We start from the raw sequence: 21,154 nt of genomic DNA, 5'->3' as shown, positions 1-21,154 counted from the left end.
TTATGCGTAACCCGTTAAAGCATCAGGAAACTATTGATTACCTGCTTAAAATTGTTTGGCAAAATATGGCCAATCGCTATAACCAAATTGTTATTGAGCATGGCATCACCCAAAAAATAGGTTACCTGCTTATAAATATTGATGAAACAGAAGGCACAACCGTATCGCAGGCGGCGCAGTTGCTTGGCCTAAAATCAACCAGCCTGTCGCGCATGCTTAATCACCTGGAAACAACCGGACTGATATACCGGGAAACTAATTCGGGAGACAAACGTTCGGTTAAAATATACCTTACCGCCGAAGGCAAAGAAAAACGGCAACTGGCGAGGCAGGTGGTTAAACAGTTTAACAATTACCTGAATAGCCGCATTAACGAAAAAGAACGCGAGTACCTCAGCAATCTGCTAAAAAAAATAAATACACTCACCTCAAACTACGACCCTGATAAACATTAACACGGCTAAAATAAAGCCACGGCAATAGCGTTAAACGTTAAAAAGTGTTAAGCTGCTGTTTTTGAATTATAAAACGATAACTTTGCTGGTTGAGATATCAAAATGAACAGGATACTGTTGGTTATATGCTGCTTTGCGGCTGTGGTGATTGCCACAGGCTGTAAAAAATCATTAGTAGGGGCCGAGAGGTACCGCGAGCAGGCACGCATAGACGATGAACTGATGCAAAAGTACATTACCGATAATAACCTGCAGGATGTAGCCAAACGTATTGATACATCGGGCGTGTATTATATAGTACTTAACCCCGGCAGCGGTAATGCCGTATTTACCAACTCAACCCGGGTTACCGTAGGGTACACGGCAAAGCTGTTACTTACAGGCCAGACGGTTGATTCTACAGGCACCTTCCATCCGTCATACACACTGGGCAGCGGCATCATCAGGTCGTGGCAACTGGGTATACCACAGGTGCAAAAAGGTGGCAGGGTACGCATCCTTACACCATCAAGGTATGCTTACGGGCCGTATGAACAGCCTAAATATGGCATACCGGCCAACTCACTGATGGATTTTGATATAACGCTGTACGACGTAACGAACTAACATAAATGAAATTAAAACTTTTTACATTCTTACTTTTATCAACCGCCATCTTCGCGTCATGCAATAAGGATAAGGTTTATCCCAACATCAAGGAGTATGACGATCAGCAGATCCAAAACTACATAAGCGCGAATGGCCTAAGCGCCGTGGTACGCGATACAAGCGATGGCGACACCTCTGGATTGTATTACCAGATCATAGATAAAGGGTTGGTTGATAGCCCGCGCATTCAATATGCTGACCGCGTTGCAATGGTTTATACCATTCGCAGTTTTGACGGGCGGTATATAGCATCTGATACCATTATTAATCACTATTATGGCTTTTTAGGCCAGTTCCAGGTATCTAATTTACCAAAAGGACTTCAGAATGCTATTTACAACGTGCTTAAATACAAAGGCGCAAGTGCGCGTTTGCTCATTCCATCGCGCATGGCATATGGCATTAATGGTTACGGATCAGGCAGTAGCAGCTCTGGAAACCGCATTGCCGGTAACCAATGCCTGGATTACTGGGTACGTATAGTAGCCGACCAAAAAGCCTATGACGACCTAAGCATCCAAAAATATGCGAATGCTAACGGTATAGGGCTTAACGGATATACTAAAACAGCTTCGGGGCTTTACTATAAACTTTCAGGCTCAGATACCGGCAAGGTTATAAATAAAACTTCAACCGTTGGTGTTACTTACGCTTTATATAACATGAAAAACACCAAACTGGATGAATCTACAACCAGCACTACTTTTGTAGTGGAGAACCGTGAACCCGCAATTCAGGAGGGTTTGTTAAAGGCCCATAACGGACAAAGTTTGTCTATTATATCGCCATCTCATTTGCTATACGGCTATGCGAGCAGCACTACCATCCCTGCCTTTAGCTGCCTTAGATGGGATTTTACCATAACCAGCGTAACAAGTAATGGCAGCGACGGTGGCGGTGTAGATTAATATATTATATTGATTACCATAATAAAAAAGCTCGACACTTTAGTGTCGAGCTTTTTTATTATGGTTCGGCTAATAGGTATTATTATACCCCCAATAGCAGTCTTGCCGGATCTTCGAGCAATTGCTTAACCCTCACCAGGAAGCTTACCGACTCACGCCCGTCAATGATACGGTGATCGTATGACAGGGCTAAGTACATCATCGGGCGGATAACCACCTGGCCGTTCACAGCCACAGGGCGCTCCACAATATTGTGCATACCCAGGATGGCTGATTGTGGCGAATTGATGATCGGGGTCGACATCATCGAACCAAATACACCACCGTTGGTGATAGTAAAAGTACCACCGCTCATTTCATCAATACCCAGCTTGTTTTCGCGGGCTTTACCTGCTAAGCGGATAACTTCTTTCTCAATTTCAGCCAGGCTCAGTTTATCAGCGTTACGGATAACCGGAACAACCAGGCCTTTAGGAGCAGATACTGCGATAGAAACATCAGCGTAATTGCTGTAAACAATTTCTTCACCCTCAATGCGTGCGCCAACCGAAGGCCAGTCTTTCAGCGCCTCGGTAACCGCCTTGGTGAAGAACGACATAAAGCCTAAGCCAACGCCGTGTTTTTCTTTAAATTTATCTTTGTATTTACTGCGGATCTCCATGATCGGCGACATATCAACCTCGTTAAAGGTGGTAAGCATCGCGGTTTCATTTTTAACGGCAACCAAACGTTTTGCAACTGTTTTGCGCAGCGACGACATCTTTTCGCGACGCTCGCCACGTTCGCCGGTTACAGCAGGAGCAGCGGCAGGCGCTGAAGCAGCAGGTTTACTTTCGGTTTTAGACGGAGCAGGCGCAGCTTTTTGCGCGTTCAGGGCATCCTCTTTAGTAATACGGCCACCTACGCCGCTTCCGCTTACTAATTGCGGATCAACGCCTTTTTCGGCCAGTATTTTACCTGCGGCAGGCGATGGAGTGCCCGAAGCATAAGTTTTTTGTGTTGAAGCCTCAGAAGCAGGTGCCGCCGGTGCAGATGGCGCAGCTTCTGCCTTTTGAGCAGGAGCAGGAGCCGAAGCACCACCGCCAGATATGCTGGCAACAACGGTGCCTATCGGTAAAGTATCACCTTCGGCAGCCAGGGTTTTTAGTGTACCGGCTTTTTCGGCAGTTAATTCAAATGTAGCTTTGTCTGATTCCAGTTCGGCAATGGCTTCGTCCATCTCAACGGCTTCGCCATCCTTTTTCAACCAGCGCGAAAGCGTTACCTCAGTAATGGATTCGCCCACCGGCGGAACTTTTATTTCGAGTGTGCTGCCACCTTGTGCAGGTTCAGCAGCCGGTGCAGGTGCCTCCGCTTGTTGCGCAGGTGCAGACGGCGCCGATTCGTCGGCTTTATCAGTATCAGCCGGAGCCGGGGAAGCAGCGCTTGCGCCTTCGCCATCCTCAATACTGGCCACCACAGCGCCGATGGCTAACGTATCGCCTTCGGCGGCAATAGTTTTTAAAGTTCCTGCTTTTTCGGCGGTTAGCTCAAATGTAGCTTTATCTGATTCTAACTCGGCGATCACTTCATCCATGGCTACCTGGTCGCCGTCTTTTTTTATCCAGCTCGACAGGGTTACTTCGGTAATTGATTCGCCTACCGGCGGAACTTTTATTTCTAAACTCATGATAGTAGTTATAGTTGTTTTATTTCTCAATAGTCCATGGTTTATACCCATGGTGATTTATGCTTTTCTCAGTGTATAAGTTAATAGTCCATGGTACATAAAATAGTTTTACTATTGACCATGGTCCATGGACTATCGCCTATAAATATCAATCCGCCCCGGTCTCCGCCATCTTCTTAGTTGTTTTGTCGATGGTTTTCTTTACATCTTTTTCGCCCGGCGTTTCAAATGCCTTGTTAATGATGTATAGCTGCTGCGCCGCGTGTTGCTTGGCATAACCTGTTGCGGTACTGCTGCCTTCGTTACGCGAGATAACATGGAGGTTGAATACACTGTCGTTGTGGAATTTACGGCAGATGTAAGGCCAGCCGCCCATGTTTTCAGGTTCTTCCTGTACCCAGATAAACTCCTTCGCTTTAGCGTATTTTTGTTTGATCTTCAGGATGTGGTGAACCGGGGTAGGGTATAATTGTTCAACCCTAACAATAGCTACATCCTTACGGTTATCGGTTTGCTGTTTTTCAAGCAGTTCGTAATATATTTTACCGGTACAAAGCAGTACGCGTTTTACCTTTTTAGGATCAGCCCATTCGTCATCATACAACTCGTGGAAACGGCCTTTGGTGAACTCCTCAATAGGCGATACGCATTTAGGGCTACGCAGCAGGCTCTTTGGTGTAAATATAACCAGCGGCTTACGGAAGCTGCGTTTCATTTGGCGGCGCAGTATATGGAAGAAGTTGGCCGGGGTAGTACAGTTGGCTACCTGTATGTTATTATCTGCGCAAAGTTCCAAGAAGCGCTCTATACGCGCTGAAGAGTGCTCAGGGCCCTGACCTTCGTAACCGTGCGGCAGCAACATCACCAAACCATTACCGCGTTGCCATTTAGTTTCGGCACTGGCGATATACTGGTCAACAATGATCTGTGCGCCGTTAAAGAAATCGCCAAACTGGGCTTCCCAAATAGTAAGGGCCTTAGGGTTAGCCAGGGCATAACCGTATTCAAAACCCAATACACCGTACTCAGAAAGCAGGGAGTTGTAGATATAAAACGGCGTATTACCGGCTACTGTTTCCAGTGGGGTATACTCGTTCTCGCTCTCGGCAAGGGTAAGTACCGCATGCCTGTGCGAAAAAGTACCGCGTTTAACGTCCTCTCCGCTCAGCCTTACCGGGTGACCTTCTTTTAATAACGATCCGTAAGCCAGCAACTCGCCCATTGCCCAATCGAACACGCGGGTTTCGTTAACCATTTTATTACGGTCTTCAAAAAGCTTTTCTATCTTCTTAAAGAATTCCTTGTCTTTAGGCAATTCAGTAATCGCACGACCGATCTCCAGCAAATCTTCTTCAGGCACTGATGTGTCAACCGGCAGCATCAGCTCCTTTTCGGTTGGCAAATGTAATCCTTGCCACGCACCGGCAAACATCGGCAACTGGTCAGTAAAGCGGTCCTGCGCCTTAACCTCATCCAGTTCCTTTTGCAATTGGGCACGGAATTGCTTTTCGTCATCCTTGGCAAATTGCTCAGTAACGCTGCCTTCGGCGATCAGTTTTTTCAGATACACCTCGCGCGGGTTTGGATGCTTCTCTATGGCCTTATACAACACCGGCTGGGTAAATTTAGGCTCATCACTCTCGTTATGGCCATAACGGCGGTAACATAGTATATCTATAAACACATCGTCGTGGAAAACCTGGCGGTATTCCATTGCCATATTGATTACGTAAGTCAAAGCCTCAACATCATCACCATTTACGTGGAACACCGGCGAAAGCACGGTTTTGGCCACATCGGTACAATAGGTGCTTGAACGGGCATCCTTAAAGTTAGTGGTAAAGCCTATCTGGTTGTTGATAACCAGGTGAATGGTACCACCGGTGCGGTAACCTTCCAGTTTCTCCATCTGCAATACCTCATACACAATACCCTGACCGGCAATTGAGGCATCGCCATGTATCAATATCGGCGCTATCTTGGTGAAATCGCCTTTGTATTTGTAGTCGATTTTTGAGCGGGTCAAACCTTCAACAACCGGGTCAACCGCTTCAAGGTGCGATGGGTTAGGGCACAGGCTCAAATGAACTTTTTTGCCATTAGCCGCCTCAATATCGGTTGAAAAGCCGAGGTGATATTTAACGTCGCCGCCAAATGGTGATTCCGAATCATAGTTCTTACCTTCAAATTCAGAGAAAATTTCTTTATAGGTTTTCTCCATTATGTTGGCCAGTACATTTAAACGGCCACGGTGCGCCATACCGATGATAAATTCCTCAATACCTATTTGCGCGCCTTTTTGAATTACCGAATCGAGGGCCGGTATCAAAGCTTCGGCACCCTCAAGTGAAAAACGTTTCTGGCCCAGGAATTTCGTACCCAAAAAGTTTTCAAATATTACCGCCTCGGTAAGTTTGTTAAGAATGTGCTTTTTATCGTCAACAGAAAAATCCGGTTTGTTGCGCTGTTTTTCCATGCGCTGCTCAAACCAGTTTATTTTTATGGGATTACGGATGTAACGATACTCAGCACCGATAGGGCCGCAATAGGTATCTTCCAGCAACTGATGAATATCGCGCAGCTTGGCTGCACCTAAGCCAACTTCAACACCGGCGTTGAAAACCGTGTCCAGATCAGCATTGCTTAAACCAAATGTTTCAAGCTCTTTACCCGGAAAATACTTACGACGCTCGCGCACCGGATTGGTTTTTGAGAACAGGTGACCGCGTGTACGATACCCGTTGATCATGTTCAATACGTTAATTTCTTTCAGAAAATGCTCTGGCGTATCTGCAGCAACAGCCTGTTGAGCCGGGGCATCCTTACCAAAATCAAAGCCTTCGAAGAATTTTTGCCATCCGAAATCGACTGATTCCGGGTCTTGTTTATAACTTTCGTATAAAGAATCGATGTATGAAGCGTTCCCGCTGTTTATATAGTCAAGGTCACTCATGGTGAATTGTATGTAAAATCAGTGCAAAAGTAAACATAACGTATTACAAACTTTCAATTTTATTTGTAAATGATACGCTTAACAGAACCGTATTCTAAAAAATGATTTAACAGTTACCAACATAGTAATGTTTATAACTATAACTCATTTATTGCATCGAGGTATATACCGGCCTGCTTATTTATTTCGTTTATTTCGTCCCTGTTCATTTTTTTGAGGATGTTGTACATCATCCCTATACGATGATTACCCTCAAGCTTATCGGCATTACGGTAAAAAAAGTCCCAGTACAAGCTGTTATAAGGGCACGCTTTATCGCCGGTTTTCTTTTTGTAATCATAGTAACAACTGCCGCAGTAATCGCTCATTTTATTAATGTAGGCTGCTGATGACACATAGGGTTTTGACGCGATAATACCCCCGTCAGCAAACTGGCTCATGCCACGCGTATTGGTGATCTCCACCCATTCAATCGCATCAATATAAATACCCAGGTACCAGGCGTCAACCTCGTCGGGGTTTAGTCCGGCAAGCAGCGCGAAGTTGCCAATAACCATTAACCGCTGTATGTGGTGCGCCCAGGCGTTGTTCAGCGATTGGCCGATGCATTTGCTCAGGCAGTTCATTTTTGTTTTACCCGTCCAAAACCATTCGGGCAGCTCGCCGCGGTGATCAAAAAAATTGAGCGTGGCAAATTCCGGCATTTTAGCCCAGTATACGCCGCGCATAAATTCGCGCCAGCCCAATATCTGGCGGGTATAACCTTCAACCTGCGCCAGGGTTATTTCGTGCTTGTTTTTATCGTAATGGGCCAAAACCTTACCTATGATCTCATGAGGCGCGATCATTTTTGAATTTTGCGCGAAGGAGATGCGCGAGTGGAATAAGCTGATATGCTGCTGCAGCATGGCATCCTCATATGTACCGAAGTGCGGCAACAGGTGCTCACAAAAATAATCGATCAGCTTAATCGCTTCCTTTCTGCTCAACGGCCATGGGAAATGCTTTTCATCAACCTCGCCAAAGTATTTTACCTTTTTGGCATCGATCATTTCCTTAAGCGCCGATACATCGTGGTTAAACTCGATGGCCGGCACCAAAGGCAATTTACCATCGTATTTTTTCCGGTTCTCGTGGTCAAAGTTCCACTTGTTGCCGAGTGGTTTGCTGCCTTGCATCAGTACCTGGTGTTTTACACGCATGCTGCGGTAAAAATTCTCCATTAAAAAATTCTTGTCGCCAAAAAACTCTTTAACCTCGTGTCGGGTAGTAAAAAAATGCTCGGTATCGGTTGATGATGTCTCTATTTTCAGCTTATTGCATATTTGCTTTAACTGTTCATCCAACCTATACTCGTCGGGCAGCAGGTATTCAAAGCGTTCTATCTTTTCTTCCGTAATTATACGTTTGATGTTTCCCTCAATGGTTTGCGTGTTATGTTTATCATCAAGATTGAGGTAAATTACCTCGTGCCCCTTTTTGGTAAGCTGATGGGCAAAGTTGCGCATGGCAGCAAAAAAGGCCAGTATTTTTTGCACATGGTGCATTACATACTCCTGCTCCTGCATTACTTCCATCATCACGTAAACCACATCTTCGTCAACCTTTTTAAACCAGCTGTGAGTGCTATTAAGTTGATCGCCAAGAATTAAACGCAGCGTTTTGCCCATGCAACTTCAACAGCGCATTCAAAGCAGGGTTTTAAAAAAGCGTTATGCAGATTGGTTTAAAATAGCGGAAACATTAAACGGCTGGTTCAGCTTCCTGCGCAGACAGCCAGGTGTCAATAAACGGGCTTTTGGTTTCGAGCTGCGATACCTGGCGGGTAATAAAGTTCTTGTTCTCGCGCGGATCATTGCCTACACCGGCTACAAATGCCCAGTTACCCCAGTTGCTGGCCGGCGAATAATCGATCAGTTTTTCTTCAAAATAAAGCGCGCCGCGGGTCCAGTCAACCTTCAGGTCGCGTACCAGGTACCCGGCAACTATTTGGCGGGCGTAATTGTTAATGTAACCTGTGGCGTTGAGCTGATGCATGGCGGCGTCAACATAAGGCACGCCAGTATTGCCGTTTGCCCATTGCGCAAATAAAGCATCCTGCTCCGCTGTGGTTTCGGGCGCACCAGCCTTAAATCCAGCTGCATCAAAAAATTTCTTTCCGTGCTTTTTAAACATAAAGCGGAAGTAATCGCGCCAAAGCAGCTCTAATATCAGCGGATTACTATTGCTTTGCCCTTCGTGGCGGGCCACTTCAAAATATACCCTGCGCGGCGACAGGCAGCCAAGGGCGAGCCAAGGCGATAGTTTTGATGTATTATCGGCGGCCGCCTGCGGGTTACGCGCGGCTTTAGCTTTAACAGGTGTGTTTGTAGTAAAATATTCGTCGAGCGCGGCGATACCCGCACACTCGCCCCCGGCAAAAGTTATCGTTGCACGCGGGTCATCAACCGGTTCATCCAGTCCCAGATCGGTAAGCATGGGCAGTTCACCGGCATCCGTAATTTCAGGGGTAATGATCTTTTCAGGCGTATCGGTTTCCGGTCTTACGCTGCTGTCGCGCTCAACCTTTTTTTTAAATACCGAAAAACTGTCGGGAATATCTTTTATCGGGAACGGCAAATCCTCTTTGTGGTATAAGGTGTGCCCGATAAAGTGTTTCAGGTTAAGTTTCTGTTTCCATAGGGCGGCTTCCACTTCTTCAGATATACCGGTTTCCAAAAAGGCTACTTCGCGGTGATGGTAAACCTCGTTTACCTGGTATTCGGCAGCTAATTGCGGGATGATCTCAGCCGGGTTGCCGCAGCGCATCAATAATTCGCCCCCAAGCTTACGCAGGTTATCGCGCAGGTTAGCTACCGATTGCAGCAGAAACCGGGCACGGAAGCTTCCGGTTTTTAAACGGCCGTGCTCATCAGGCGTAAAATAAACGGGATCGAAACAGTAAACGGGCAATACTTTATCGGCTTTGCGAGTAGCTTCTAACAAAATCTCGTTATCATGCACACGCAAATCATTTCTAAACCAAACCAGTATAATCCGTTCACTCATAGTTATCAGAACAACAACCTACCTCAGTATCACAAAAATGCAAAATATTTACCTATGTTTTTTATTGCATGGGTAATATTTGACACCCCATCAACATTAAAGCTGCCTGCCCAGCAATGCACGGCGCTGCGCTAAAATGTAGCCATGATGCAGGCCATCATGAAACGGCAAAAAACTGATGGCATCATCAATACTTTTTATCTCCACGCCGTAGCGGGTTATCCATGGGGTATAATTGCCGAATAAGCCCTCAGTGTAGTCCTGCTCTAATTGCGTTAATGTAGCGGTAAACAAGCCGCGGATCTCTTTTATTTCAGCTTCGCTGATGAATTTTTCGGGGCGGCTGCCGGGTTTATAAAGCTCATACAAATCCTCACTGATGCGCATTGGCAGCCCGGCGCGCAGGTAACAAACGCCTTGTTGAGCGGCAACAATGTGGCCCAGGTTCCAGGCAATATTGTTGTTAAAACCGGCCGGTACTTCGTTCAGCAAGTGAATGTCGAGCGAATCAATTAATTGCAGCAGCTGCAAACGGGGTTTTTGCAATATTTCTATCGCTTTTATCATAGTTAAATTGTTGGTGGTTAAAAGGCCTAAATTATTATTTATCCTTAACAGGAATCTCTTTATCCTGTCATAAAATAAACTTAACCGTATTAAGTTTACCTTTACAAAACTTAATGTTATCTATAAAAAACACATACGCTAAAAACAGCGACAGGTATATCGGCTCGTTCCTGGCCGTGTGGACGCTGTTTAACATTATACAAGCCTGTACGCTTGAGCTGCACAGCGATGAGGCCTATTATTGGCTTTATTCCAGGTTTTTAGACTGGGGCTACTTCGACCATCCGCCAATTGTGGCGCTGTTTATCCGTGCCGGCGATTTGCTGATGCACAATGAGCTCGGCCTGCGTTTTATCAATATATTTTCGAGCACGGCTTCGCTGTTTTTGTTATGGAAAACGGCCGAACGCTGCGGCGCATCAGCCAGGTGGTTTATACTGGTAGCCGGCGGTATGTTTACCCTGCACATCTACGGCTTTATCACCACGCCCGACGGGCCGCTGCTGTTTTTTACCGCCTTATTTTTTTACGTTTACCAGCGCTATCTGCAAAAAGACACCTGGCCGCAAGCGGTGTTACTGGGTATTATTTTAGCAGGACTATTGTACAGTAAATATCATGGGATATTATTGGTTGGCTTTACCATACTGGCCGATATTAAAATACTAAAGCGCGGCACTTTCTGGCTGATAGCTTTGATGGCGCTGGCTTTGTATACACCACACATTTTATGGCAGATCAACCATAACTACCCCTCGGTAGCCTACCACCTGGCCGATCGTTCTGAGAAAACCTACCGGTTTGATTACACTTTTTTTTATATGCTGTCACAGGTGTTAATGGCGGGTGTATTAACCGGGTGGCTGTTGTTTTATAGAGGATTCGCCCTGCGCGCTTCGGATAACTTCACACGTGTATTAAAGGTGAATTTTATAGGGACTATCCTCTTTTTTCTATTTACTTCACTGCGCGGCGAGGTACAACCGCAATGGACTATCATCGCCTTTGCCGCCCTGCTGACCTGGCTAAGTGCGCAGTTATCCGTCACCACCCCACCCAAATGGCTGCAACAACTGGCGGTAGCTAATATTATAATCATCGCGGTAATTCGCCTGCTGGTAATAGCACAACCCGCTCCGGTAAAGCAGGTGCAGGCTATCAAAAAATTCTTTGGGTACAAGGATTGGGCGCATACCATCAAGCAAAAGGCAGGCGATAGCTGGGTGGTAATGAATGATGGCTTTCAGTTACCCGCCAAGTATTGCTATTATAATAATACGCTTAAATGCTTCTCGTACGATTCGCGTTACTACCGCCTTACGCAGTTTGAAATATGGCCGCTGGAAGACAGCGTGCAAAACAAACGTGTGTTTTATGTAGCCCGCGAACCCGATAATGCCACTACCGATACCATTAGCACCGCCACAGGCAAGTGGTATACAGGATGGATTGACAGCCTGCGTACCTATCAGCGTGTAACCATTACCACGAACGAAAAAAAGCTGACGCTGAAACCGGGGCAGGCACATACGTTTAACTTAACAATTACTAATCCGTACCAATACCCTATCAGTTTCAGCAATACCGGCATCAAACAAAAGGTAATTTTAGAAGCCTGTTTTTTTGATGGTAAGCAGGAAGTGGATGTTCAGGTGGCTGACAATAGCTTTAATAAGTTGCAAATTAAGCCGGGGCGCAACGCGCACTTTGCCTTTACGGTAAAAGCACCGTCAAAAAAAGGGCGGTACGATATGCTTTTCTCCTTACACACAACACCTTTCAACGGAAACCGTAACAGTGGCTTTATAACTTTCGTGGTGGAATAGTACATTTGCGCATGTTGAAAAAACTTTACCTGTTTTTATTATTTATCACGATAAATACTGCTGCCTGGGCGCAGCAGAACCTTGATATACATTTTAATGCCCTCGGCTTTTTAGATAACCGCGAGTATAAGGCATTCATTCCGCGCTCACGTACATATTCGGGCACACGATTAGCTCTTGACCTGGGGTGGAACATTGACAGTGTTAACCGCTTTGTGGTGGGCATGAACGGCATACATGAATTTGGTGCCAAACCTTACTTTTTAAAAGTTAACCCGGTTGCTTATTATGAGTATCATGGCCAAAATTGGCTGTTTAATGCCGGTATGTTTCCGCGTGAGGGCCTGCTGTCCGACTATCCGCGATCTATATTGAATGATACCCTGCGTTATTACCGCCCCAACGTAGAGGGTTTGCTAACGCGATACACAAACGAGCATTTTACCGAAACCGTATGGCTGGATTGGGTAAGCCGCCAAACCGCTACCGACCGTGAACAGTTCCTTTTCGGGTTTTCCGGAAAGTTCAAACCATCCGTAAACGGCATGTTCTACCTATCGCACTATTTTATGATGCTGCATGATGCCGGTGCCGAGATAGCCGACCCTACACACCCGCTGGGCGATAATGGCGCGGCGCAGATCAAGCTGGGTTTGAATTTGACTAAATTAACCGGTCTCGACTCGTTAAGTGTTGAAGCCGGCGGCATGATGTCGCTTGAGCGCATGAACCGCGATATCGGTTTTCAAAACCACGCAGGCTTTGTGGCCGCCGCCTATTTCAGCTACAAGCGCATTGCTTTGTTTGATGAATTTTACGCCGGGCAAGGCCAGAATGTGATTTATGGCGACTCGTATTACCTTAAAAAGCTGTACAACCGTTTGGATGTGATCTATACGCCGTTCCTCTTTAAAAACATTAAGGGGCAATTTGTGTTCAGTTTTCACCAGTCGCCCGCGCACCTGAATGATAACCAGCAAGCTTTCCGCATAGTGGTTGACCTTGGCCGCAAAAAACTGGTTAACTTTAACTAATACAGAACCACCTGCGTTATGAGAAACAAATATTTTATACTGTTGCTATTGTTGTGCCTGGGCGGCAGTAAGCTGCATGCACAAAATTCGCAGTTCAGCGTTTGGGGGGCTTGGTTTCATACGCAAAAATTATCAGAACATTGGGGTTACGCGTTCGACGGGCAATTCCGCTCGGCTGATAAGGTTGACTATTTACGTAACATTTTACTCCGGCCATCGGTAGCGTATCATTTTAACAAGAACCAATCTGTAAACGTGGGTTATGCATATGTAACTACCAACGGGCGTACCCCGGATGGTGAAAAAACATTCAGGCCCGAAAGCCGAATATTTGAGCAGTTTACGCAGGTACATAAAGCAGGGGCAAGTATACAACTGTCGCACCGCTTCCGTTTGGAGCAGCGTTACCTGGGCGACTCGGCTGATGACCGTGACGATAATTATTTCGCCCAGCGTTTCCGATATTTTATCCGCGCTGTTATACCCATTAAACGCGATAGTAATTTTAGCAAAGGTACCTATATTGGCCTGCAAAACGAGGTGTTTTTAAATGTGCAGAACAAGGACAAGGTGAACACACACTTTTTTGACCAAAACCGCGCCTATGTGGGGTTTGGCTACCGCTTTAGCAAAAAGTTTGATATGGAGCTGGGCTATATGAATCAGTACACCAAAGCAGTTAGCAGCGGTACAGCAAATAATGTGGTTCACCTGGCTGTTTATACAAGGTTGTAGTAGCCTGATAAAGAAGCTAAACATGAATATCAAACCAAAGTTTATTGCAATTCCAAGTATCGTAATTGCCTTTTTAAATTTATCTGCCATAACCAGCTACACAGAAAAAGATTACTTTGGCATTAAGGAAATATCGTTCAATAACCGAAGCTATAAGTTATCCTGGAGCTCGCATCCATCTTTACAATATTATAAACAGGAATATCTTCCTGAAGATGAAACAGCCGATAAATTCAAGGATATGATTTTGATTGACTTTCTTCAAACTGATAAATCTTTAGAAGATGCTGTCAATGCACAGGTCAATACGCTAAAAATCCGCAAACAGTCAGACGCTGTTTGCAATTACCAGCTCAGCAAAAAAGGCAATGAGTACATCCTTGATTTTCTTATGAGCGAAGGCAGTGGATACAATTTAAAGCTGCTGGAATGGAATGCTTACCACTATAAAGAATACACAGATAAGTTCGGCAATAAAGGAATATTAATGTTTGGTTTTAGCCATAGGGCATATGATTCCGGAGCGGAAGAATTGATACAGAGCCTTGCTCAATATCGAAATAAACTATTAAATATTTTCGTCTCGCATCCAATACCCGAGATACAAATCAAGTAGTCAAAAAAGAGCGATGAGAATAATCTCATCGCTCTTTTTATTAAAAAGGGGAAAGGGAATTAAAATTTATGAATATCGCCGCTGCCTGCGCTTGATGACGATACATTGGTGGCGCCGCCTGTATAATATACGTCGCCGCTGCCTACTACGGATGCATCAACTTTTTGGCTGGCGTTTACGCGTGCATCACCGCTGCCGGCTACTTTAACCATGGTGCTTTGGGTAACCAGGTCAGAACCGGTAAAATCGCCGCTGCCCACTACCTTGACCGCCGATGTTTTGGCTGTCCCGCTTACCTTGATATCTCCTGAGCCGGATATGCTGCTCTCCAACTCGTTTACGGTTACACGGCCTGTAATATCTCCCGAACCGCTTAAACGCAAAGCAAGTTTATCGCCTTTGATGCCATTCTTAAAGAAGATATCGCCCGAGCCCGACATAGTGATACTGTTCAGGCTTTTGGCCGTTACATATATCGCGATCTTTTTGTTGCCCATGCTCCAGCCCCAGTTACTGTTCTTGCTATAAATTTTTAATGTGCCGCCATCAACCTCGGTGATGATCTTGCCAATCACATCAGATGGCGCTTCAACTTTAACTGATTCGGTAGATCCCTGTGTAATATATACATCCCATGAACCCGATGCCGACACGGCGTTAAAGCCCGAAAGATGGCGATCCTCGGTCGTTTGTACTGAGCGGATAGCGGCGTTATGATTAATGTTTGATGCTTGAGTGACTGCGCTGCTGCCGGCGATTAGCAAGGTGGCCAGCATAATTTTATTGATAGCTTTCATGATGTTAATAGTGTATTGGTTAATTGTGTTTAAGCTTTGTTGATTATTAGACGCAGGTAACTGTGGATTAGTTGCACTTTAAAGCTAAAAATATTTGCTGAATGTACGATATGTGGTTTAAATGGCTAAAAACGCAAACAAAATCAGCACTTTAATTGATTTAATGTACGCAGAGGCATAAATTTTTAAATTGATCCGTTAGTAAAAGTATGGAGAAACACATGTATAATGCAGGCCTGATAGGTAATTGCGCCTACCTGGCCCACATCAACAAAAACACGAATGTTACGTGGCTTTGCTGGCCACGTTTTGATAGCACCTTTGTTTTCGGCAGTTTGCTCGATAAAGAAAAAGGGGGCGAATTTTCCATACTGCCTGAAGGCGATTATGAAACGGAGCAGTATTATCTTGAAAATACCAACGTGCTTTGCACTAAAGTGAATTGCGAAGGCGGCCAATACCTGATAACAGATTTTGCTCCGCGCTTTCGCCAGTACGACCGGTACTTTAAACCACTGATGTTGATCCGCAAGATAGAACCGCTTGAAGGTTTGCCTAAAATACGCGTGAAATGTGAGCCTGTGTGTGATTACGGCCGTCGTAAACAAAAGGCCCGCCGCGGCAGTAACCATATTGATTATGCCGGTTGTGAAGAAACCATGCGCCTGACCACCAATATACCGTTGAGTTATATTATCGACGAGCAATATTTTCAGCTGAATGAGGCCAAATACCTGCTGCTATCCTACGGCGACCCGCTGGAAGCGCCCCTGGTAAGTACAGCCGAAACGTTTTTACGCAACACGGCGGAATATTGGAGATTGTGGATCAAGCATTCATCAATAGCCGGGTATTTTCAGCCTTATGTTATTCGTTCGGCGTTGGCCCTTAAAATACACCAGTATGAAGATACCGGGGCTATCATCGCCGCAAGTACAACCAGTTTACCCGAACATCCGGGTAGTACCCGCAACTGGGATTACCGTTATTGCTGGCTGCGCGATACGTATTACGTGCTTACCTCGCTTAACCACATCGGGCATTTTGAGGAGATGGAGCGGTATTTTAATTATGTTTCCGACATTTCCATATCCGAAGGAGATGAATTTCGCTACCAGCCGCTGTACGGCATTACCGGCAAAAAGAAACTGGTTGAAGAGATCATGGACCACCTGGACGGCTACCTGGGCGATAAACCTGTGCGCGTAGGGAATCAGGCGTACGAGCATATTCAGAATGATATTTACGGGCAGGTACTGATATCGCTGCTGCCGTTATACACTGATCACCGTTTCATATTTAGTGAACGTAAGGATTCGGTACGCTGGATTGAGTCGGTACTCAACAAAATTGAGCGTACCATTGACGAAAAGGATGCCGGTATATGGGAGTTCCGTAACATGGCCAATATACATTGCTATAGCAACCTGTTCCAATGGGCGGGTTGTAACGCCGCCGAAAAAATGGCGCTTACCATCGGCAATAAAGATTTAGAGGAGAAAGCGAAAGCGCTGAAGGAACGTGCCGCGGCGCATATTGAAAGCTGTTACGACCCGGTACGAAAGGTGTATACCAACGCGGCCGGTAGCCCGCACCTGGACGCCAGCACGCTGCAACTCATCATGATGAACTATCTTGACCCGGCATCACAGCGGGCAAAAGACCATTTGGCCGCGCTTGAAAAAGAGCTAAAAACGCCAAATGGTTTGTTCTACCGTTACCTGCATGCTGATGATTTCGGAAAGCCGAAAACCACTTTCCTGATCTGTGCATTTTGGTACGTTGAGGCACTGGCTTGTGTAGGGCGATTAGATGACGCTATGCGTGAATTTGAAAACCTAATGAAATACTGTAATCACCTATTGCTGTTCAGCGAGGATGTGGATGAAGAGACCGGCAGCATGTGGGGCAACTTCCCGCAGGCATATAGCCACGTGGGCTTGATGAATGCCGCCTATCGTATAGCCATCAAGCTGGACAGGCCGGTATTCCTATAAAAATCTTAAACAATGAGTGCTGCCTTAACCAGGTAAGGCAGTATCTCTTTTTGGAAGGATACAAAGTTTTTGCGCACGTCGGCATCACTAACCGAGGTAAAGGCGAAACTGAACACAATACTTTTGCTGCTCTTGATCAGAAAGCGTAAACGTTGCTGAAAAGTTTCGTGCTTGCGCATACCCGTTAACTGGGTGAAGGATAACACCAGCAGATCTTCCAGCTCGTTAGACAGGTTCTTCAAAAACTCCTGCGAGTTGGCCGATTCGCGGATAAACTCCCAGCCTATAAACTCGTTACACACGGTGTACGACAGGCGGCAGGTTTTCATGATTAGATTACTCAGGTGTTCCTCCTCGCTTTTTTCGGGCGTGTTGATGTGTATCAGGTCGTCAACGCTAACGCGTATGTAATCCATCAGCAGGGAGTGTAACACCGCTTCCTTACTATCAAAATACTTATAGATGGTTGCCTTGGCAATTTTTGCCTTTTTAGCTATCTCATTAACGCTGGTCTTATGGTAGCCAAACTTGCGGAACAGATCCTGCGCTGCCCGCTTTATACTGTCTTTTATTTTATCGGCTTCCATTAACTGTTTACTATTCTGATCTCAAATTGGGTTATAACTACTGTGTATGACCGCAGTGACCGTGTTGCAGGCGCTTTAACGGGCGATCCATCCAGTAATGAAAATTTTGAACCGCTGCACGGGTCAGTTACTGTAAACAGACCTTCATCAACGGTTACAGCGCAGGCTTTTTCAGGCTGATAGCTGCTGCAACGGTCAAAAGCCACAATGCCGCTGCCGGTGTTGTAAACCACAATTCCGGCTACGCCACCGTTTAAAGTGATTACGCTTCCGGCGCTGCTGATGCTGTTATATCGCGGATCTGCCCGTTGTATTGTGATGTTTACCGGCACATAAGGCACTACATCGTTCTGCTTACCGCAGCTAACCAGTAATAAACCCAGCAATGCGCACAGCACAACCTTCATTTAGATGATCTCGGTTTTAAATTGTTTCAAAAAGCGCACATCGTTCTCTGAAAACAAGCGTAGATCGCGAATAACATACTTGAGGTTGGTTATACGCTCTATACCCATACCAAAGGCGAAACCGGTGTATTTCTTACTATTGATGCCGCAGTTCTCCAAAACATTCGGGTCAACCATGCCGCAGCCCAAAATCTCTACCCAGCCGGAGTATTTACACATATTACAACCATCGCCTTTACAAATGGTACATGATATATCCATCTCGGCTGATGGCTCCGTGAATGGGAAGTATGACGGGCGGAAACGTACCTTGGTACCCTCGCCATACAGCTCCTGCACAAAGTGAAACAGCGTTTGCTTCAGGTCGGCAAATGATACATTCTCGTCAACATACAAACCCTCTACCTGGTGAAAAAAGCAATGCGCACGCGCCGAAATAGCTTCGTTACGATAAACACGCCCCGGCATAATAGCACGGAATGGCGGCTTACCATTCTCCATCATACGTACCTGTACAGATGAGGTATGCGTGCGCAACGCGATATCATCCTGACCGTGGTTCTTTTTTATAAAAAAGGTATCCTGCATATCGCGGGCCGGATGTTCCTCAGGGAAGTTCAACGCTGAGAAGTTATGCCAGTCGTCCTCAATTTCTGGTCCTTCAGCCACAACAAAACCTAAACGCTTAAAAATATCAATGATCTCATTACGCACCAATGATAGCGGGTGACGTGAACCCAATGCAAAGCCGTCGCCCGGCAGGGTAAGGTCGGCTTCGGTTTTGCCGCTTTCGGCAGCGGTACCGGCACCTTCCTTAAGCTCATTGTATTTAGCCTCGGCCAATTGTTTAAACTGGTTAAGCACCTTACCAAAGGTGCGTTTTTCTTCGGCACCAACGGTTTTAAACTGCTCAAACAAGTCTTTCACAATACCCTTGGTGCCCAAAAACTTTATACGGAAGGCTTCCAGCTCATCGGCCGTGGCTTTTACAAAGTTGTTTATTTCCTGAGTATATTTATCTATTTGTTGTTGCATTTATTGTTTAGTTAACTTTGGTTATACCGGCTGCATGTTGCTGGTTATATTGCCTAACAATGTTTACGATATCATCATGCTTTAATTCACCCTCACCAATTTTATAACTGAGAGAAGGGTCATCTTGAAAAAACAATGACATTCCCAGTTTAAATTTTTTCTTGTTTTCTGATACCAGTGTATATTCTCCATCATCTTTACGTTTAACGTAATAGTTTGATTTCATATAACTCGAATAAGTTGAAAAACCGCCGAAAGATGCAGGAGCATTTGCTACGTTAGTTTGCATTTCATATAAACACACAGGTCCATATTCTAACTGTTTTACGTAAGTTATACCTTTTGTAAAACTATCTCCCCATATGCCTTGAGCCCTGTAAGCTAAATTTTGCGCAACACAAAATGTGTCACGGCCTATAACAAAGCCCTTTAGTTGTTTGGGCGAGTATTTTGTTCGATCTGACTCTTTTTTATCCTTAAAGCTAACGTCACCATTAAACTTAACGAGGCCGGTTTTTACACTATTATCTACTAAGATTATGTATCCTGGTTCGTAATCTTTAACAAAAAAACGTCTTTTTACATTTGTTGAATCGCCTTGCGCCGCAAATGCGCCTATACACGACACCAACAAACCAATTGTGACAAGTAAGGTTTTAATCTTCATTTCCAAAATTACTCAATTACTTTTAATTCTTTGCCAACCTTAGTGAACGCTGCTATTGCTTTGTCCAAATGCTCCTGCTCATGAGCGGCGGATAGTTGCACACGTATACGCGCCTTGCCTTGTGGTACTACCGGGTAGTAAAAACCGATAACATAAATACCCTCGTCCAGCATTTTAGCGGCAAACTCCTGCGCCAGTTTGGCATCATATAACATAACAGGAACTATTGGGTGTACGCCGGGTTTAATATCGAAACCTGCAGCAGTCATTTTTTCGCGGAAGTATTGGGTGTTGCTTTCCAGTTTATCGCGCAGGTCAGTAGTTTCGTTCAGCATTTCCAACACGGCTATTGAAGCACCGGTAATGGCCGGAGCCAAGGTATTACTGAACAGGTAAGGGCGTGAACGCTGGCGCAGCATATCTATAATCTCTTTACGGCCCGATGTAAAACCACCGGATGCACCACCCAGTGCTTTGCCCAACGTACCGGTAATGATATCTATCTTACCCATTACATTGTGATGCTCGTGCGTACCGCGGCCGGTTTTACCCATAAAGCCGGAGCAATGGCTCTCGTCTATCATCACCAAGGCATTGTATTTTTCGGCCAGTTCACAAACCTTGTCAAGCTGGGCTATGGTACCATCCATACTAAAGGCGCCATCAGTAACAATAATACGGTGACGCAAATCTTGCGTAGCTTTCAGCTTTTCTTCCAGGTCGGCCATATCATCATGTTTATATCGATGACGTTGCGCTTTACACAAGCGCACACCGTCAATAATTGAGGCATGGTTCAACTCGTCGGATATAATAGCATCCTTATCGTTAAACAAAGGCTCAAAAACACCGCCGTTAGCATCAAATGCCGCGGCGTATAGAATGGTATCTTCGGTACCTAAAAATTCAGATATCTTTTGTTCAAGCTGCTTATGTATATCCTGCGTACCACAAATAAAGCGCACAGATGATAGGCCGTAACCATGGGTATCCATAGTAGCTTTTGCTGCCTCAATTACCCGTGGGTGTGATGAAAGACCCAGGTAATTATTAGCGCAAAAGTTAATCACCTCTTTACCACCCTGAACGGTTATATCAGCACCTTGCGGTGAGGTTATAATGCGCTCCCTTTTATATAATCCGGCATTCTCTATTTCGGTAAGTTCCTGCTGTAATACAGGCTGCAGTGTATTGTACATAAAGTC

At 45.4% G+C, this 21,154-nt stretch carries 19 protein-coding genes; 8 read left to right on the top strand and 11 right to left on the bottom strand.

The window, feature by feature from the left end; genetic code table 11:
- Positions 1 to 2: 2 nt before the first annotated feature.
- The 3 genes from ABD960_RS18855 (at position 3) to ABD960_RS18845 (ending at position 2,011) form a co-directional block, all read left to right on the top strand.
- Entirely contained in the window at positions 3 to 455 is a 453-nt protein-coding gene (locus ABD960_RS18855) for a MarR family winged helix-turn-helix transcriptional regulator (RefSeq protein WP_345333678.1), read from the top strand.
- A gap of 102 nt (positions 456 to 557) precedes the next feature.
- On the top strand, positions 558 to 1,061 hold the full coding sequence (locus ABD960_RS18850) for an FKBP-type peptidyl-prolyl cis-trans isomerase (protein ID WP_345333676.1): 504 nt from the start codon (positions 558 to 560) through the stop codon (positions 1,059 to 1,061).
- Positions 1,062 to 1,066: 5 nt separating this feature from the next.
- The gene (locus tag ABD960_RS18845) at positions 1,067 to 2,011 is read left to right on the top strand and encodes an FKBP-type peptidyl-prolyl cis-trans isomerase (RefSeq protein ID WP_345333674.1); all 945 of its coding nucleotides are present in this window, start codon (positions 1,067 to 1,069) and stop codon (positions 2,009 to 2,011) included.
- 82 nt (positions 2,012 to 2,093) lie between these two features.
- On the opposite strand, the gene odhB is transcribed toward ABD960_RS18845, so the two are convergent.
- The 5 genes from odhB to ABD960_RS18820 form a co-directional block, all read right to left on the bottom strand.
- Positions 2,094 to 3,680, bottom strand: a complete 1,587-nt coding sequence (gene odhB / locus ABD960_RS18840; RefSeq protein ID WP_345333673.1) for a 2-oxoglutarate dehydrogenase complex dihydrolipoyllysine-residue succinyltransferase — start codon at positions 3,678 to 3,680, stop codon at positions 2,094 to 2,096.
- Positions 3,681 to 3,828: 148 nt separating this feature from the next.
- Complete coding sequence (locus ABD960_RS18835) at positions 3,829 to 6,633, bottom strand: 2-oxoglutarate dehydrogenase E1 component (protein WP_345333671.1); 2,805 nt, start codon at positions 6,631 to 6,633, stop codon at positions 3,829 to 3,831.
- Between the two features lie 137 nt (positions 6,634 to 6,770).
- The gene (locus ABD960_RS18830) at positions 6,771 to 8,303 is read right to left on the bottom strand and encodes a cryptochrome/photolyase family protein (protein WP_345333669.1); all 1,533 of its coding nucleotides are present in this window, start codon (positions 8,301 to 8,303) and stop codon (positions 6,771 to 6,773) included.
- Positions 8,304 to 8,376: 73 nt separating this feature from the next.
- Complete coding sequence (locus ABD960_RS18825; protein WP_345333667.1) at positions 8,377 to 9,681, bottom strand: DASH family cryptochrome; 1,305 nt, start codon at positions 9,679 to 9,681, stop codon at positions 8,377 to 8,379.
- A 96-nt stretch (positions 9,682 to 9,777) separates the two neighbouring features.
- Positions 9,778 to 10,248, bottom strand: a complete 471-nt coding sequence (locus ABD960_RS18820; RefSeq protein ID WP_345333665.1) for a DinB family protein — start codon at positions 10,246 to 10,248, stop codon at positions 9,778 to 9,780.
- 113 nt (positions 10,249 to 10,361) lie between these two features.
- Here ABD960_RS18820 and ABD960_RS18815 point away from each other — a divergent pair, with 113 nt between their 5' ends.
- Genes ABD960_RS18815 through ABD960_RS18800 form a run of 4 tightly spaced genes read left to right on the top strand, consistent with a single transcriptional unit; the run spans position 10,362 to position 14,459 of the window.
- Positions 10,362 to 12,074 carry an ArnT family glycosyltransferase gene (locus tag ABD960_RS18815; RefSeq protein WP_345333663.1) on the top strand — a complete coding sequence of 571 codons (1,713 nt, stop codon included), beginning with the start codon at positions 10,362 to 10,364 and terminating at the stop codon, positions 12,072 to 12,074.
- 11 nt (positions 12,075 to 12,085) lie between these two features.
- Positions 12,086 to 13,108: a hypothetical protein gene (locus ABD960_RS18810; RefSeq protein WP_345333661.1), complete on the top strand. Its 1,023-nt coding sequence runs from the start codon at positions 12,086 to 12,088 to the stop codon at positions 13,106 to 13,108.
- Positions 13,109 to 13,126: 18 nt separating this feature from the next.
- Positions 13,127 to 13,843 (top strand): DUF2490 domain-containing protein, encoded by a 717-nt coding sequence (locus ABD960_RS18805; protein WP_345333659.1) that lies wholly within the window; start codon positions 13,127 to 13,129, stop codon positions 13,841 to 13,843.
- Between the two features lie 22 nt (positions 13,844 to 13,865).
- Positions 13,866 to 14,459, top strand: a complete 594-nt coding sequence (locus tag ABD960_RS18800) for a hypothetical protein (RefSeq protein ID WP_345333657.1) — start codon at positions 13,866 to 13,868, stop codon at positions 14,457 to 14,459.
- 59 nt (positions 14,460 to 14,518) lie between these two features.
- On the opposite strand, the gene ABD960_RS18795 is transcribed toward ABD960_RS18800, so the two are convergent.
- Positions 14,519 to 15,256 (bottom strand): head GIN domain-containing protein, encoded by a 738-nt coding sequence (locus ABD960_RS18795; RefSeq protein ID WP_345333655.1) that lies wholly within the window; start codon positions 15,254 to 15,256, stop codon positions 14,519 to 14,521.
- Between the two features lie 209 nt (positions 15,257 to 15,465).
- Here ABD960_RS18795 and ABD960_RS18790 point away from each other — a divergent pair, with 209 nt between their 5' ends.
- Positions 15,466 to 17,253, top strand: coding sequence for a glycoside hydrolase family 15 protein (locus ABD960_RS18790; RefSeq protein ID WP_345333653.1), 1,788 nt, complete (start codon positions 15,466 to 15,468; stop codon positions 17,251 to 17,253).
- Positions 17,254 to 17,258: 5 nt separating this feature from the next.
- On the opposite strand, the gene ABD960_RS18785 is transcribed toward ABD960_RS18790, so the two are convergent.
- Genes ABD960_RS18785 through kbl form a run of 5 tightly spaced genes read right to left on the bottom strand, consistent with a single transcriptional unit; the run spans position 17,259 to position 21,148 of the window.
- Positions 17,259 to 17,840, bottom strand: coding sequence for a TetR/AcrR family transcriptional regulator (locus ABD960_RS18785; protein WP_345333651.1), 582 nt, complete (start codon positions 17,838 to 17,840; stop codon positions 17,259 to 17,261).
- The gene (locus tag ABD960_RS18780) at positions 17,840 to 18,247 is read right to left on the bottom strand and encodes a Rieske (2Fe-2S) protein (protein ID WP_345333649.1); all 408 of its coding nucleotides are present in this window, start codon (positions 18,245 to 18,247) and stop codon (positions 17,840 to 17,842) included. The genes ABD960_RS18785 and ABD960_RS18780 overlap by 1 nt, the downstream gene beginning before the upstream one ends.
- Positions 18,248 to 19,282 (bottom strand): phenylalanine--tRNA ligase subunit alpha, encoded by a 1,035-nt coding sequence (pheS, locus tag ABD960_RS18775; RefSeq protein ID WP_345333647.1) that lies wholly within the window; start codon positions 19,280 to 19,282, stop codon positions 18,248 to 18,250. It lies immediately after the preceding gene.
- A 7-nt stretch (positions 19,283 to 19,289) separates the two neighbouring features.
- Positions 19,290 to 19,949, bottom strand: a complete 660-nt coding sequence (locus ABD960_RS18770) for a hypothetical protein (protein ID WP_345333645.1) — start codon at positions 19,947 to 19,949, stop codon at positions 19,290 to 19,292.
- 8 nt (positions 19,950 to 19,957) lie between these two features.
- Positions 19,958 to 21,148: a glycine C-acetyltransferase gene (gene kbl / locus ABD960_RS18765; RefSeq protein ID WP_345333643.1), complete on the bottom strand. Its 1,191-nt coding sequence runs from the start codon at positions 21,146 to 21,148 to the stop codon at positions 19,958 to 19,960.
- Positions 21,149 to 21,154 lie beyond the last annotated feature (6 nt).

It is taken from the genome of Mucilaginibacter defluvii, from assembly GCF_039543225.1.
GTDB lineage: Bacteria > Bacteroidota > Bacteroidia > Sphingobacteriales > Sphingobacteriaceae > Mucilaginibacter > Mucilaginibacter defluvii.
This window is presented reverse-complemented; position numbering and strand designations above follow the sequence as displayed.